Below are 15,420 nucleotides of genomic sequence, written 5' to 3'. Positions count from 1 at the left end.
TTCTCTAATGCAAATTAGGTTTGATGATATACTCATAGGTTGAAAAAAGTATCTCCACTCCGATAAGCCAGATAATGATCCACTCCAAAAATTCACTCGATTTTTGGTTTACTCTATCCGTTATGAACTCGACCGACTCTTTTAAAAATGAGATTTTGTATTCGATAACATCAAATCTTGATTTGAGTTCCAACTGGAGTGCAAGTTGGTTGTAGAGCGATTCTAGCTCAAAATCATCCCAGATAATGTCTGGTTTATCTAAAAGGTAGAGCTGATTGAGAATCTCAAATCTCTCTTTTGCGATGGCGCTTGCAAAATTCATCAGATTTTCTCTATCTTTTGCTTTGATATTTTCTATTCTATCGTAGAGTTTTTTACTCTCTTGCATCTTGGCTTCAAGTGATTTTTCTCTTATTTCCAACCCAACACTTTGCGAGAGTGCAAGTGAGATGATAGAGGCAACCGATTTGTTAAATTTATTGTACTTAATGGTATGTGTATCGATAAGCGGTTTTTCATAAAGAGCGTCCACAACCATAGGATAATCTTGGTTTACAAGTGCTGTTTGGTAGTGCGGTGCTTCTTTGATTTTGAGTCTTTGCAGAAATGACTTTATCTCTTCATGGTTAAAGTTGCAAAATGTGATTACCCCAAAAGAGGAGGCAAAAATAAACTTATCGTTGGTTATCTCGCCGACAAGTGACTTCTCTATGGTTGTGAGGATTAAGCCTGGGAACTCTTTTTCAAGATCATTTTTTGTGATGATTATGGGTATCTCTACGGATACAAACAGTACTCTTGATTCCATTTTTAGCCTTCATTTTATAAATTTGCTCTATTATACACCTTTTTTATCTCCATTTTATTACCACGGCTTTACCTCTTTTTAACCACAATAAAAGTATAATCCACAGAATTTTTATAGCAACATAAAAACTTTTAACTTCTAAAAGGACAACCATGAAAATTCGCAAACGTGCCCTCACTTTTGAAGATGTACTTCTCGTACCAAAATACTCCGAAGTTTTACCAAAAGAGGTCTCTTTAGAGACAAAACTCTCTCGCAATATCTCTCTTAAAATCCCTATGGTTTCCGCTGCAATGGACACTGTTACGGAGTACCGTGCAGCTATCGCTATGGCAAGACTTGGCGGCATAGGCATCATCCATAAAAACATGGACATCGAGACACAGTGCAAACAGGTGAAAAAAGTAAAAAAATCTGAGAGCGGCGTTATCATCGACCCTATCTATGTCTATCCAGAAGCTACGCTTGCAGAGGCAAATGCACTTATGGAGGAGTTCAAAATCTCCGGTGTTCCTGTCATAAACGCACACAACAAACTCTTAGGCATCCTCACAAACCGTGATATGCGCTTTCAAAAAGATATGAGCAGACGTGCGGATGAAGTGATGACAAAAATGCCTCTTATCACTGCAAAAAAAGGGATTTCACTTGATGAAGCAGCGGACATTATGCACAAAAACAAGATTGAAAAACTCCCGATTATCGACGATGAGGGATTTTTAAAAGGGCTTGTAACTATCAAAGATATCAAAAAACGTATCGAGTATCCACACTCAAACAAAGATGCTTTTGGCAGACTTGTGGTTGGTGCAGCCATCGGTGTTGGGCAACTTGACCGTGCAAAAGCTCTTGTAGATGCAGGCGTGGATGTTTTGGTTCTTGACTCTGCGCATGGACACTCAAAGGGTATCTTAGATACAGTCAAAAAAATCAAAGAGACAATGGAAGTTGACGTTATCGCCGGAAATATCGCTACTGCTGAAGCTGTTGAAGCTCTTATAGAAGCTGGAGCTGATGGCGTAAAAGTGGGTATTGGACCTGGGTCTATCTGCACAACCCGTATCGTTGCAGGTGTTGGCGTGCCGCAAATCTCGGCTATTGCAGAGTGTGCAGATGCTGCGCGCAAACATGGTGTTCCAGTTATCGCTGATGGCGGTATCAAATACTCAGGCGACATTGCAAAAGCTCTTGCAGTGGGTGCTAGCTGTATCATGGCAGGCTCACTTTTGGCAGGAACGGAAGAGTCCCCAGGGGAGACTATCATGTTTCAAGGTCGCCAATACAAGTCATACCGTGGTATGGGAAGTATCGGTGCTATGCAAAAAGGGTCAAACGACAGATATTTCCAAGAAGGAACTGCTGCAGACAAGCTTGTCCCTGAGGGCATCGAGGGGCGTGTGCCATTTCGTGGAAGCATTGCCGGCATAGTGCATCAGATGATGGGCGGACTTCGCTCTTCTATGGGCTACTGCGGAAGTAAAGATATCCCGACATTTTGGGAGCAAGCAGAGTTTGTTGAGATAACAAGTGCTGGTCTCAAAGAGAGCCACGTTCATGATGTTATCATCACGCAAGAAGCTCCAAACTACCATATCTAACTCTCTTTAGGGCATAACTCTCTTATGCTCTAAATCTCCTTCTTTTTTTAACGTATTTAAGATTTCTACTTTTAAAAACAAAAAAGCATTGTTGACTTTTATGCGAAAAAATAGTAAAATTTATGAATATTATAATTTTAGATAATAAGAAGGTTTTTGGATGGAAAATAATCAAGAAAAAAACAGATTAAAATTTTTTCCTGTTATGATGTATGCTATTGTCATGGGCTTGAGTGGACTTACCATTACCTACCAAAAAGCGGCGGTTTGGCTCGGCTTTCCTGCTTTTTTAGGTGAGATATTTATGGTACTTACAACTGCTGTTTTTGTGGTTGTCTCGCTTGTTTATCTCAAAAAATTCTTTACCTACAAGATGGCAGTTGCCAATGAGTTTTCTCATCCTGTACGTATCAACTTTTTTGCTGCCATCTCCATCTCTATGCTGATGCTCGCTATCATCTACAAGGAGAATTTTCCCACTGTAAGTGCTATTTTTTGGTACCCGGGGACATTTTTACATTTCTATCTTACTATGCACACCATAGCGTTTTGGATTAACAAAAACCAGCAACTTGACCATTCGAACCCTGCTTGGTTTATCCCAATCGTTGGAAATGTTTTGGTACCTGTAGCAGGGGTAGGCTTCGTTGACACTGGCTTGTTGCTCTACTTTTTTAGTGTCGGTATGTTTTTTTGGATTATACTTTTTGCTGTACTTCTCAATCGCATCATATTTCACCACCAACTAGCCATCAAGTTTATGCCGACACTTTTTATCCTTATTGCACCCCCTGCTGTAGGCTTTATCGCTTACTTTAAGATGTTTGGCGTCATCGATACTTTTGCACTTTTTCTCTTCAATTTAGCGCTCTTTTTTACACTTTTGGTACTTTTTATGTACAAAAATTTTATCCGTATCAAATTTTTTATCTCATGGTGGGCGTTTGTCTTCCCAATCGCTGCCATGGCGATAAGCTCCATGTTGATGTACCACGAGAGAGGCTCGCCATTTTTACAGCTCCTCTCTTACGTGATGCTTGGTGCAACAACAATCATTGTTGCCATCGTTGCTTACCAGACGATTTTGCATATGAAAAAAGGCGAAATTTGTATTCAAGAGTAGTTGCGTTTACCGATAAAATTTAAATTTAAAAAGGAATAAGAGTGAAAAAAAGTATATTTATGGACAAGTATCCGGTTTACAGTGTTGAGTTTGCTAAGAGCGAAATGGGAGTTGCAACAGCAAAAGAGGTAATTGAGTACTTTAAAGATAAGATTCAAAACCATCCGATTGCGCAGTTTATCGCTGTTTTTGACCACTACACGCATACAAAAAATCTTGGTGGTCCTATGATGGATGGTTTGTTGGATGCACAAAATATCATCTTCTGTTTCGGTCAGGCGATACCCGATACCAAAATGTTGGCGGCAAGACCAAGAAGTATCGGTGTTTGTGAATTTGAAGATAAAATCGTCATCGACTTTCTTGAAGCCCCAAAAGAGGAGCTCCATAAAGTGATGGAAGAGTGGACAAAAGGTTTAAAGAGCTAAAAAAGTGTCATTAAAACGAAGATTAAACCATTTTCGCTAAAATACCTTTCAATATTTAAGTCAAGGGTGAGCAAGATGGATTTGCAAACGATAGCACTGCATGAAGGTTACATAAAAGATTCACAGGGAACGATGGTTGTTCCCATCTACCAAACAACAGCGTATGAGTTTCGCGATGTAGAGCACGCTGCAAATCTCTTCTCACTTAAAGAGTTAGGCAACATCTACACACGCCTCAACAATCCTACAACAGATGTTTTTGAAAAAAGATTTGCAGCCCTAGAGGGCGGTGCAGCTGCACTTGCTACTTCAAGCGGCATGAGCGCTATCTTTTTTGCTATCGTCAATGTGGCAGAAGCTGGAGACAATATCGTTTGTGCAAAACAGCTTTATGGCGGAAGTTTGACGCTCAACACGCACACACTAAAGCGTTTTGGCATTGAGGCAAGATACTTTGATGTACATAACATGGCATCACTTGAAGCACTTATCGATGCAAAAACAAAAGTTATCTTTTTTGAGTCGTTGACAAATCCAAGTATTGATGTAGCAGACATTGAGGCGATTACTACTATTGCAAACAGACACGGTATCCTCACGGTAGTGGACAACACGGTTGCAACGCCGATTTTATGCCGCCCATTTGAACATGGAACAGATATCACGGTTCACAGTGCAAGCAAATATACAACAGGACAAGGTCTTGCCATCGGTGGGATTTTAGTCGAGAGAGAAGATTTGGTTTCAAAACTTCGTGCAAACCCTCGCTATGAGCATTTCAACAAACCAGACGCTTCATACCACGGACTTGTATATGTCGATACAAATCTCCCGCCTTACACCCTTAGAGCAAGACTTTCACTCGCACGTGATTTGGGCGCCGTTTTGTCTCCGTTTAACTCATGGCTCTTTATACAAGGGATGGAGACACTCTTTTTGCGTATGCAAGAACACTCTAAAAATGCTCTTGCACTTGCAGAGTTTTTAGAAGCGCATCCAAAAGTAAAAAAAGTAAACTATCCAGGGTTAAAGAGCAATGCAAACTACAAAAATGCACAAAAATATTTCAAAGACGCCTTATGTAGCGGGCTGCTCAGCTTTGAAGTAGCATCTCTTGAGGAAGCAACAAAAATAGTAAATGCGACAAAACTCTACTCTTTGGTGGTCAATATCGGCGATTCTAAGTCTATCATCACGCACCCTGCTTCAACAACACATCAGCAGTTAAACGAACAAGAACTTATAGCGTGCGGTGTTCCATCGGGACTTATTCGTATCTCATGCGGCTTAGAGAGTGCCGCAGACCTCATTGCAGATATGAAACAAGCACTAGAGGCATAGCGTTGTCACTCAACCTCAAAACATATACCGAACACTTTACAAACCCGCTCTATCTGGAGAGCGGGCGTATCTTAGAGCCTTATGACATAGCGTATGAGACTTACGGGGAGCTAAATGATGACAAGAGCAATGTTGTCGTTATCTGCCATGCACTCACGGGTTCGCACCACTGTGCAGGAACTTACGAGGGTGATAAAAAAGCAGGATGGTGGGACAACCTCATCGGCTCAGGCAAAGCAGTCGATACCGACAAATACTTTGTTATCTGCACCAACGTCATAGGGAGCTGTTTTGGTTCAACCGGTCCTATGAGCCCGCAACATCCGCACCATAACCCATACCGATACAAATTTCCGGTTATTACTATCAAAGATATGGTAAAAGCGCAAAGAATCCTTTTTGACAGACTTGGCATCCATAGCGTTCATGCTATCATCGGCGGTTCGATGGGCGGCATGCAGGCACTTCTTTTTGCGATTCACTACCCTAACTTTGCATCCAAAATCATCTCCATGGCAACAACACACGCTACCCAGCCTTGGGCGATAGCATTTAACAAAGTAGCGCAAGAAGCTATCCTTAAAGACCCTGATTTTAAAGATGGATATTATGAGAGCCAAAATATCAAAGAAAACGGTCTCTCAGGTATGGCGGTGGGCAGAATGGCAGGATTTATCAGCTTTTTGTCTTACGAATCGATGCAGAGCAAGTTTGGCAGAGAGTACAAAAACACAGACGGACTTTACGAACTCTTCGGCAAGTTTCAAGTGGAGCTTTTTTTGGAGTACAACGGTTATAACTTTACAAAATGGTTTGACCCGCTCTCATATCTCTACATCACAAAAGCCATCAACATCTACGATATCTCGCGCGGATTTGACTCTCTTGGCGAGGCACTTAAAAAGATAAGTTGCGAACTGCATCTTATGAGTTTTAGCAACGACCAGCTCTTTAAAAACTTTGAGATGAGAGAGATTAGCGATGCACTGACAAAGATTGGCAACACCAACCACACCTATGTCGATATAGAGAGCAACTACGGGCATGATGCATTTTTGGTAGAAGTCGAGAAATTTGAAGAGTATGTAAAGGATATTTTAAATGGCTAAAGAAGATTTGACAACAGAGACCCAAAACTTTGAGGCAAAGTTAGAGAGTGCAAAAAAAGTTTTAGAAACTCTTATGAATCCCGAAATAACACTTCAAGATAGCCTCAAAGCGTATGAACAAGGGATGAGCGAACTCTTAAGCGCACAAAAGATGCTAGAAGAGGCGGAGATAAAAATCAACGAGATAAAGAGCAAACAATGAGAGCCGCCGTCCTTCAACTCAGCGCACAGGGGATGAGCTCAACAAAGCTCTACAACTATATCCGCATAGCCTCAAAACAAAATGTCAAAGTGCTGCTTTTGGGCGAATATATCCTAAACCCTTTTTTCAAAGAGCTTCAAGGGCTCTCCCCTAGCATGATTGATGAGCAGGCGAAGCATCAGGCAAAAGTTTTAAAAGAGATGGCGCATACCTATGACATAACCATTGTAGCGCCTTTGGTGGTAGTTAAAAAAGGGAGGGTTTACAAAACCGTGGCGAAGTTTGCACCCTCTTCCACCTCTTACTACGAGCAGCAAATCCTTATCAACTATCCGCATTGGAACGAGGAGAAGTTTTTTGCCAACACACCAAAACCGCTTCAATCTCCGCTGATGTTTAAAGTTGGAGGCTTTAAATTTGCACTTATGAGTGGATTTGAACTCCATTTCGATACTATGTTTAGCGAAATTGCCGCAAAAGGGGTGGATTGTATCTTGCTTCCGAGCGTCTCCACATTTGACTCGTACGAGAGATGGAAAACGCTTATCCTCTCACGTGCATTTACACATAACTGCTATATACTCAGAGCAAACAGAATCGGCGAATATGCCGACAAAGAGCATGTTTGGAGTTTTTACGGCGATTCGCTTCTTGCCTCTCCAAACGGCGAGCTTTTGGAGCATCTTGGCAACAAAGAGGAGCTGATGATTGTCGATATGAGCCATACAGAGGTGGCACGTGCGAGAAAAGCATGGGGTTTTAGAGATGCACTTCACAAAAGAAGCCTCTCATGATAGAGTATTTTCACAGACAGATACAGCTTTGGGGCAAAGAGAGACAAGACGCACTCCAAAACAAAAAGATAGCCATCATCGGAGCGGGAGGGCTTGGAAGCTCACTTGCTTTTGCACTCGGTTCTAGCGGAATCGGCGAGATACATATGGTCGATTTTGACACGGTCTCCACTCACAACATCCACCGCCAAATCGCTTTTAAAATCGGTGATGAGGGAAAAAGCAAAGCCGCTTTAAATGCAGAACTCATAGAACAGAGATGTCCATTTGTAAAAGCCATCTCTCATGAGTGTGATTTTGAAACATTCTCTCAAAAAAATATAACCGTTGATTTGGTCATAGATGCAACCGACAACCTCCCCACACGTGCCCAAATAGACGACTACTGCAAAAGCAAAAACTTGCCTTGGATATACGGCAGTGTCGAGGCATTTCACGGGCAAGTCTGTTTTTTTGAGAACTCCTCTTTTCGTGACGCATTTAAGATAACATCCCAAACTCCGGCAGGCATCGCCGCTCCCATCGTTATGCACATTGCCTCTCTTCAAGCAAATCTCGCCATTAGATATCTTGCGGATTTGAGTGTCAAAAAAGATTGGCTCTACTACCTCTTTTTTAACGCTGATGGGGAGCTGATAACGCAAAAGTTTGGAGTGCCAAAGAGTTAATTTACCTCTGCTTTATAGATTTTAGATATAATTGCGCCTACTTTAAAAGGCGCAAACACTATGAATTTTGAACCCTATCCATTTGAAAAACTTACCGCTTTACTTCAAGATATTACTCCAAATAGCGCGTATGAACCCTCTGCTTTAACTATCGGCGAGCCGCAGTTTGAGACACCGCATTTTATACAAAAAGCTCTTTGTGATAGTACACCGCTTCTTAGACGCTATCCTAAAACAGCGGGTGAAGATGGGCTAAGAGTGGCACAAAGAGAGTTTGTCGCAAAAAGATTTGGCGTGATGCTTCATGAAAACCAAATCATTCCTACTTTTGGAACAAGAGAGGTTCTTTTTAACTTTCCGCAATATTTTCTTTTTGACAAAAAAGAGCCAACCATCGCTTTTACAAACCCTTTTTATCAGATTTATGAGGGTGCGGCTACTGCTTCAAGAGCAAAGACGCTCCACCTAAACCTTACAGAAGAGAACGGTTTTAAGCCTCTGATTGATGAAGAAAAGTTAGCTACATGTCATCTTGTCATTTTGAACTTTCCAAACAACCCAACTTCATCAATGCTAACACTTGAAGAGCTTGGGGAGTGGGTAAAGCTTGCACTCAAACACAATTTTCTTCTCCTAAATGATGAGTGTTACAGCGAGATTTATACCGACAAACCCATCCCATCGCTTCTTGAAGCTTCGGTACATGTGGGCAACGCTTCATTTAAAAATGTGCTTGTTATCAACTCTATCTCAAAGCGTTCGTCCGCTCCGGGGCTACGTTCAGGTTTTATCGCTGGGGATGCAAAGATTTTAAAAGGTTACATGAACTATAGAACGTATGTCGGATGTGCTTCTCCACTACCACTACAGAGTGCGGCGGCGGCGGCTTGGAGTGATGAAGAGCATGTGGAAGAGGCAAGAGCCGTCTATAAGCAAAACTTTGAAAAAGCGCGTGAGATTTTGGGTGTAGAGATACCCGAAGCCACATTTTATATCTGGCTAAAAGTCCCATCAGCTTTGGAGTTTACAAAAAAACTCTACCGTGACTACAACGTCAAAGTTCTACCGGGTGAGTTTTTGGCAAGAGAAGATGTAAATGGCATCAACCCAGGCAAAGAGTACGTCCGTATCGCTCTTGTTGAGGATACGCAAAAAGTTGAGAGTGCATTGAAAAGAATTAAGGAGTGTTTATGTCTAGTGTAGAAAAACTTAAAGAAGATGTTTTTAAGGCTGTGCAAAATGGCGATATTGCATCACTTTATATGCTCGAAGAGCAGGCGTACAACACATTTGAAGAGGATATGCTTCAAGATTTTTACGCAAATATTCTTGATATGGCACTTGAAAGGCTCACTGACACACTTGAAGCGCATAGAGTGATGGATATGAACGAGGTGCAGGATTTTGCAACGCTAAGAGCTTTGTACGAGTATGCCATGGAGAACTACAGTGCAGGAAAAAGAGAGGATGCAAGCGCACTTTTTGAAGTTCTTGGCGGTCTTAGCAACGACAAAGAGTTCTCAAAAGCACTTAAAATCCACAAGCTTGCCGCTGCCAAAAATATCCCGCTTGATGATTTTTTAGAGATTCTCGCCAATATCGATGCAACACAAGAAGCGGGAACTTTTTATATAAATTCTTTTAATGAGAAAGAGGCACGAAAATTGCTTGAAAATGCCCAAAGCAGTGGGGAGTAAGCGTATGAAAATTCATTTTATAGGGATTGGCGGTATCGGCATTTCAGGTTTGGCACAGTATATGCGTTACAAAGGACATGAAATCAGCGGTTCGGATATCGCCGATACGCTTATAACGCAAAAGTTGCGCAAGCTTGGCATCGCTATCACCATCCCTCATGATGCTTCTGCCATAAATGAGCAAGATTTGGTTATTCACTCTGCCATCATCCGCCCTGACAATCCCGAGATAGTAGCTGCAAAAACAAAGGGAATCGAAGTTCTTGCCCGCCGTGAAGCACTGCCGCAGATTTTGGGAGATTTGAAAGTTTACTCTGTTGCGGGAGCGCATGGTAAAAGCACTACGACAGCGATACTTACGGCTATCATGGATGGTTCAGCCATCATCGGAGCAGAGTCAAAATCGTTTGGCTCAAATGTGCGCTATGACGCCGCAAATGATGTGATGATATTTGAAGCAGACGAGAGCGATGGAAGTTTTTTAAACTCAAACCCTCACTGTGCCATAGTCGTCAATGCCGAGCCGGAACATATGGAGTACTATGACTATAACTTTGAACTCTTTTATGAATCATACAAAACTTTTATAAAATCTGCTCCCCATCGTGTTTTAAACGCTGAAGATCCGTTTTTGGGCAAACTTGTGGGCGACATAGAAGCCCAGTGGCTCTACCCAAGCCGTGACATCACAAATATAGAATTTGTTCTTATCAACGATGAACCGCATACCCGTTTTACGCTTAGAGATTTGGGAAGTTTTGATGTTTGGGGATTTGGCAAACATATCGCTCTTGATGCGTCTTTGGCAATTTTGGCGGCACATGAGTCGATGGATATTGAGACTATCAGAGAAAAAATACTTACATTTAAAGGTATCAAAAAACGTTTTGACATTGTCGGAGTTGAGGATGACAGCGTAATCATAGATGATTACGGTCACCATCCAACAGAGATAAAAGCAACATTTGAATCAGTAAAAGAGTATGCACTTCTTAAAGGTTTTGACAAAATTACCGCTATCTGGCAACCGCACAAATACTCTCGCACCATTGACAATCTTGAGGAGTTTATCAACTGTTTTGAGGGTGCGCAGGAGTTGATTATCCTGCCTGTTTGGTCGGCGGGTGAAGCAAAGAGAGAGATTGATTTTGCCGAGAAATTTAAGCGCTACAACCTTACCATGGCAGACAAAATCAAAAGAGCCAACAACACCATCAGTGTCATAAAAGACAAAGAGGAGCTCAAAACACTAGATAAAGGGCTTATCATAGGCTTTGGTGCGGGTGATTTGACATACCAAATCAGAGGAGCGGTGTAGTGGCTTATCTCGTAGGGCTCGTTGTCGTAGGACTTTTTTTCTTAGTTCTGCACTATTTTACAGAACTTACGCGTAAGCAAAAAACATTTGTAACAGGTGTAGCGCTCCTGCTTGTTCTCTTTGCTTTGGCATTTAACACCTATGCCGATACACAAAGAGATAAAATGCTTGATGTTGTTGCAAGGTTTAACCAAAACGCCACCGTCAAATGTGGTGCGCTTGATGTCAATAACACAAACTTTACCCTAAGTATCGGTACTTATACTTTTATAGGCAAAGAAAAAACTCCCTTTAGCGGTCAAATGATTAGCGCGTCAAAATGCGAGTAGATGCGGCTTCTAAGATTGATACTCTTATCAATCAACTCGATTTAAACGAGCATATAAACTCCTTTAGACACTTTTTTGCCCGTGAGAGTTCGCTTTACATCGAGGGTGACCAAGAGCTTCATTTTCGCTATATCCAAGCACTTGATACCATAGAGTTTAAAGCACCTCCAAAAGTAGCAGACTTTACAAACGCAAAACTTCACCTCCAAAAACAGGGCGTGCTACAGTTTGAGCAGATTTTTGAGTTTGTCAAAGTTGTGCGCTATTTTCGCTACTTTAAGAACAAAAACCTTAGCGGCATTATCGGCGAGTGGATGGATAAGTTCGTTATAGAGCCGAAATTTTTTGAGGTTGAGAAGTACTTTACGCATGACGGCAAATTTGAAGAGAACCTAGATGAGGCACTTTTTGGTTTGGCACAGAGGATAAAAGAGCATAAAGCCAACATTAGCAGTTCACTCAAAAGACTCACTTCAAGCCCAAAAATCTCGCCTTATCTCATAGACACGCAAGTCCATCTTATCAACGATGAAGAGTCTCTTTTGGTACGTGGCGGCTTTAACCATGTCTTAAAAGGTGCTATTGTAGGCAGAAGCAGCGGCGGCGGTTTTTATGTCTCGCCAGATGTGATCCTCAAAGCAAAAGAGCAGATTCGCTACATTACGCAAGAGAGAGAGGCGATTTTTTACACTTACGCAAAAGAGTTCTCCTCCAAACTTGCCCTCCTTCTTCCATTTCTCAACTTTACAGATAAAGAGTTTACGAAGTTTGACAACTACCAAGCAAGAGTTCTGTTTGCAAAAAGTAAAAACCTCCAGCTCGTCAAATCAAAAAAAGATGGCAAAATCATCCTAGAGGGCTTTATCCACCCTGCCCTGCACCACGCGAAACCCATAAATGTTGATTTTTCTAAAAATATCTTGATGATAACTGGTGTCAATGCGGGCGGAAAAACTATGCTTTTAAAGTCGATTTTAAGTGCGGCTTTTATGGCAAAGTACATTATCCCCATGAAACTAAACGAACACAAATCTCATGTTGGCAGTTTTAAAAACATACTTGCCATCATCGACGACCCCCAAAATGTCAAAAACGATATCTCCACTTTTGCAGGGCGTATGCAGGAGTTCTCAAGGATTTTTGAGTATAGAGATGCGCTTGTCGGAGTCGATGAGATAGAGCTTGGAACAGATAGCGACGAAGCGGCGGCACTCTTTAAAGTTATGCTTGATGAGTTGATTTTAAGAGGGCAGAAAATAGTCGTCACAACGCATCACAAACGACTTGCCGCATTGATGGCAGACCGTGATGATGTAGAACTTATGGCGGCGATTTACGATGAAAAAAACAGAGTTCCGACTTATGAGTTTATGCACGGCATCATCGGAAAAAGTTACGCTTTTGAGACCGCAAGCAGATACGGAATCTCTAATAAAATAGTAAGTGAAGCAAAAGCTCTTTACGGAGACAACAGCGAAAAACTCAATATCCTCATTGAGAGAGGTTCACAGCTGGAGCGAGAGTTAAAGCAAAAGCACAAACTCATAGATGAAAAACTTGAGCAGATAAAAACCAAAGAGTTAGAGTTAAAAGAGCAAAAACAAAGTGTTTACGAAGAGTTGGAGCGTGAGAAAAATGCTCTTAAAGAGAGCTATGAGAGTGCCATCAACGAGGCAAAACAAGCCGCTCGTGCAGGCGATATGCAAGCCATCCACAGAGCGATGAACGAGGCAAACAAAAAACTCCCACAGGAGAAGAAAGAACCGCAAATCCTGCAAACTCCAGAGTTTAACGTTGGTGAGAGTGTCAAGTATCACAGCAAAAAAGGCGTGATTGTCGCAATGAAAGATAAAAAAGAGGCGATTGTCGAGATAGAGGGGATGCGCATAAGAGTTAAAACCGCACAGCTCAAGCACACACATATACCACATCAAAAACCAAAAACAGACATAAGCTTAAATGTCCAAAAAAGAGCAGGATTAAAATGCGATCTCCACGGCATGAGAGCCGAAGAAGCCACCGAGGTACTGGACAAATTTATCTCCGATGCACTCATTAACGGCTGGGATGAAGTCATAGTCTATCACGGCATAGGCACAGGAAAACTCTCTTACGCAGTCAAAGAGTTTCTAAAAGCACATCCAAGAGTAAAAAAGTTTGAAGACGCACCGCAACATATGGGCGGATTTGGGGCGAAAGTGGTGACACTGTAAGTATGAAAAAAACAGCAATCATCGGCGGTGGAGCAAGTGGCTTAATATGCGCTATATTTTGTGCAAAAAAAGGTGTGCAGGTAGATTTGTATGAGCAAAATTCCAAATGTGCCAAAAAGATTTTGGTCTCTGGAAATGGGCGTTGTAACATCACGAACAAAAACCTAAGCCCAAACGACTACTTTTCTCAAAATCCCTCTTTTGTGGAGTTCGCGCTTAGAGAGTTTGGATTTGGGGCGTTTGAGAGATTTTGCGAGAGTATCGGGCTTTTACTTGATTTAAAAGATGACGGGCGTGTTTATCCGCTTAGTAACGAGGCAAAAAGTGTTGCCTCTTTGCTTCTTAGCCATGCGAAAAATCTCGGTGTTGTCATCCATACTGATAGAAAAATAAGCGATATAAAAGAACTGCTAAGTGAGTATGATGCCGTTGTGATAGCAACGGGTTCAGAGGCAGCACCACATCTTGGGGGAAACAGGGATGGTTTAGCGTTTGCAGAGGTTTTTGGGCACAATATCATCCCGACCTATCCCTCTTTAGTACAGCTACATCTCAACTCTTCAACACCTAAAAAGATGAGCGGAGCAAAGATAGATGGGGAAGTCACCCTACTTATAAACAACGCAAAAGAGATAACTTCAAGCGGCGATATACTCTTTAGCGACTATGGAGTTTCAGGTTTTGCAGTGCTTGATATCTCACAAGGTGTAAGCGTCGCCTTGATGGAAGGAGCGCACGTAGCCATCTCGATAAATCTGCTTCCCTCTTTCAATGCGCAAAAACTTGTAAATCATATAAGCAAAATAGCTCAGTTAGCACCAAAAATGACGATTTTTGATATTCTAATGGGGCTTGTTCCAACAAAAATAGCCTCAGGAATTTTAGAAGAGCTAAATATTTCAGCTTCTTTATGCGGAGATGCCATCGGTATAAAACTTGCTAAAAAAATAGCAAACCAACTCTTAAACTGGCGTTTTGAAGTAACCGACACACACGGCTTTCGTCATGCAGAAGTTGCAGGCGGCGGAGTGGACACAACAGAGATAAACCCAAAAACTTTTGAGTCACTCAAGCAAAAAAATCTCTATTTTTGTGGAGAAGTGCTTGATGTCGTGGGAAAAAGAGGCGGTTATAACTTTGCCTTTGCGTGGGCAAGCGGGTATCTTGCGGCTAAAGATATAGCTAAAGTTAATTTAGCTACACTGCAAGCAAAATTTCGCTAAAGGATTTGCTTATGTCAACTTCTCTTATTATCCTAGGTGTCTTGGCTCTTATACTTGTCTTGATGTACAACTCGCTTGTAGGCAAGAAAAATCAGGTGGAAAATATCTTTGCAAGCGTAGATACGGTTCTTAAAAAACGCTATGACCTCATCCCAAATCTTGTCGCGAGTGTGAGCAAATATATGGAGCATGAAAAATCGCTTCTTGAAGAGGTTACAAAACTTCGCTCGGAGGCGACAAAGCCAAATATCAGCGATGCGCATAAGATAGCGCTTGATGCAAAAATCACCTCTGCTCTTGGTTCTATCATGGTGGCGGTTGAGGCTTATCCTGAGCTTAAAGCAAATGAAAACGTGATGCATCTGCAACATACGCTTCATGAGGTGGAGGAGCAGATATCGGCGGCTAGACGCGCTTACAACCAAGCCGTGACGGACTACAACAACGCTATTGAGATGATACCGACAAGTTTTATGGCGTCTTTGATGCATTATGGACGAAAACAGGTGTTTGAAATTGATGTGAGCGAGAGGCAAAATATCAATGTAAAAGAGCTCTTTAGCTAGGCA

Annotated in this window: 16 protein-coding genes; 15 read left to right on the top strand and 1 reads right to left on the bottom strand. The window is 41.8% G+C overall.

Going from position 1 to position 15,420, the window contains the following annotated elements; all coding sequences use genetic code 11:
* Window positions 1–4: 4 nt before the first annotated feature.
* Window positions 5–808 (bottom strand): RMD1 family protein, encoded by an 804-nt coding sequence (locus AC6H4V_RS04010; RefSeq protein WP_428730059.1) that lies wholly within the window; start codon window positions 806–808, stop codon window positions 5–7.
* A gap of 152 nt (window positions 809–960) precedes the next feature.
* Here AC6H4V_RS04010 and guaB point away from each other — a divergent pair, with 152 nt between their 5' ends.
* The 15 genes from guaB to AC6H4V_RS03935 all read left to right on the top strand — a co-directional run bounded on the left by guaB (window position 961) and on the right by AC6H4V_RS03935 (window position 15,417).
* Window positions 961–2,406 (top strand): IMP dehydrogenase, encoded by a 1,446-nt coding sequence (guaB, locus tag AC6H4V_RS04005; protein ID WP_497607563.1) that lies wholly within the window; start codon window positions 961–963, stop codon window positions 2,404–2,406.
* Window positions 2,407–2,566: 160 nt separating this feature from the next.
* A complete protein-coding gene (locus AC6H4V_RS04000) occupies window positions 2,567–3,529 on the top strand; it encodes an SLAC1 anion channel family protein (protein ID WP_428730061.1) in 963 nt (320 codons plus the stop codon).
* Between the two features lie 41 nt (window positions 3,530–3,570).
* Complete coding sequence (locus AC6H4V_RS03995) at window positions 3,571–3,957, top strand: DUF6858 family protein (RefSeq protein ID WP_497607562.1); 387 nt, start codon at window positions 3,571–3,573, stop codon at window positions 3,955–3,957.
* Between the two features lie 75 nt (window positions 3,958–4,032).
* Complete coding sequence (locus AC6H4V_RS03990) at window positions 4,033–5,298, top strand: O-acetylhomoserine aminocarboxypropyltransferase/cysteine synthase family protein (protein ID WP_497607561.1); 1,266 nt, start codon at window positions 4,033–4,035, stop codon at window positions 5,296–5,298.
* Window positions 5,299–5,300: 2 nt separating this feature from the next.
* Window positions 5,301–6,407, top strand: a complete 1,107-nt coding sequence (gene metX, locus AC6H4V_RS03985) for a homoserine O-acetyltransferase MetX (protein ID WP_300696019.1) — start codon at window positions 5,301–5,303, stop codon at window positions 6,405–6,407.
* A complete protein-coding gene (gene xseB / locus AC6H4V_RS03980; RefSeq protein WP_497607560.1) occupies window positions 6,400–6,609 on the top strand; it encodes an exodeoxyribonuclease VII small subunit in 210 nt (69 codons plus the stop codon). Before metX ends, xseB begins: the two co-directional genes overlap by 8 nt.
* Window positions 6,606–7,403 (top strand): carbon-nitrogen hydrolase family protein, encoded by a 798-nt coding sequence (locus AC6H4V_RS03975; RefSeq protein WP_497607559.1) that lies wholly within the window; start codon window positions 6,606–6,608, stop codon window positions 7,401–7,403. The genes xseB and AC6H4V_RS03975 overlap by 4 nt, the downstream gene beginning before the upstream one ends.
* Complete coding sequence (locus AC6H4V_RS03970) at window positions 7,400–8,071, top strand: HesA/MoeB/ThiF family protein (RefSeq protein ID WP_497607558.1); 672 nt, start codon at window positions 7,400–7,402, stop codon at window positions 8,069–8,071. Before AC6H4V_RS03975 ends, AC6H4V_RS03970 begins: the two co-directional genes overlap by 4 nt.
* Before the next feature lie 60 nt (window positions 8,072–8,131).
* Window positions 8,132–9,274, top strand: a complete 1,143-nt coding sequence (locus AC6H4V_RS03965; RefSeq protein WP_497607557.1) for a succinyldiaminopimelate transaminase — start codon at window positions 8,132–8,134, stop codon at window positions 9,272–9,274.
* Window positions 9,262–9,768, top strand: a complete 507-nt coding sequence (locus AC6H4V_RS03960) for a hypothetical protein (RefSeq protein WP_497607556.1) — start codon at window positions 9,262–9,264, stop codon at window positions 9,766–9,768. Before AC6H4V_RS03965 ends, AC6H4V_RS03960 begins: the two co-directional genes overlap by 13 nt.
* A gap of 4 nt (window positions 9,769–9,772) precedes the next feature.
* Entirely contained in the window at window positions 9,773–11,086 is a 1,314-nt protein-coding gene (gene murC / locus AC6H4V_RS03955; RefSeq protein ID WP_497607555.1) for a UDP-N-acetylmuramate--L-alanine ligase, read from the top strand.
* Window positions 11,086–11,415 carry a hypothetical protein gene (locus tag AC6H4V_RS03950; RefSeq protein WP_497607554.1) on the top strand — a complete coding sequence of 110 codons (330 nt, stop codon included), beginning with the start codon at window positions 11,086–11,088 and terminating at the stop codon, window positions 11,413–11,415. The genes murC and AC6H4V_RS03950 overlap by 1 nt, the downstream gene beginning before the upstream one ends.
* The gene (locus AC6H4V_RS03945; RefSeq protein ID WP_497607553.1) at window positions 11,406–13,628 is read left to right on the top strand and encodes an endonuclease MutS2; all 2,223 of its coding nucleotides are present in this window, start codon (window positions 11,406–11,408) and stop codon (window positions 13,626–13,628) included. The genes AC6H4V_RS03950 and AC6H4V_RS03945 overlap by 10 nt, the downstream gene beginning before the upstream one ends.
* Window positions 13,629–13,630: 2 nt before the next feature.
* Complete coding sequence (locus tag AC6H4V_RS03940) at window positions 13,631–14,851, top strand: BaiN/RdsA family NAD(P)/FAD-dependent oxidoreductase (protein WP_497607552.1); 1,221 nt, start codon at window positions 13,631–13,633, stop codon at window positions 14,849–14,851.
* A gap of 11 nt (window positions 14,852–14,862) precedes the next feature.
* Entirely contained in the window at window positions 14,863–15,417 is a 555-nt protein-coding gene (locus AC6H4V_RS03935; protein ID WP_497607551.1) for a LemA family protein, read from the top strand.
* Window positions 15,418–15,420 lie beyond the last annotated feature (3 nt).

Source organism: Sulfurimonas lacustris (genome assembly GCF_059705355.1).
This window is presented reverse-complemented; position numbering and strand designations above follow the sequence as displayed.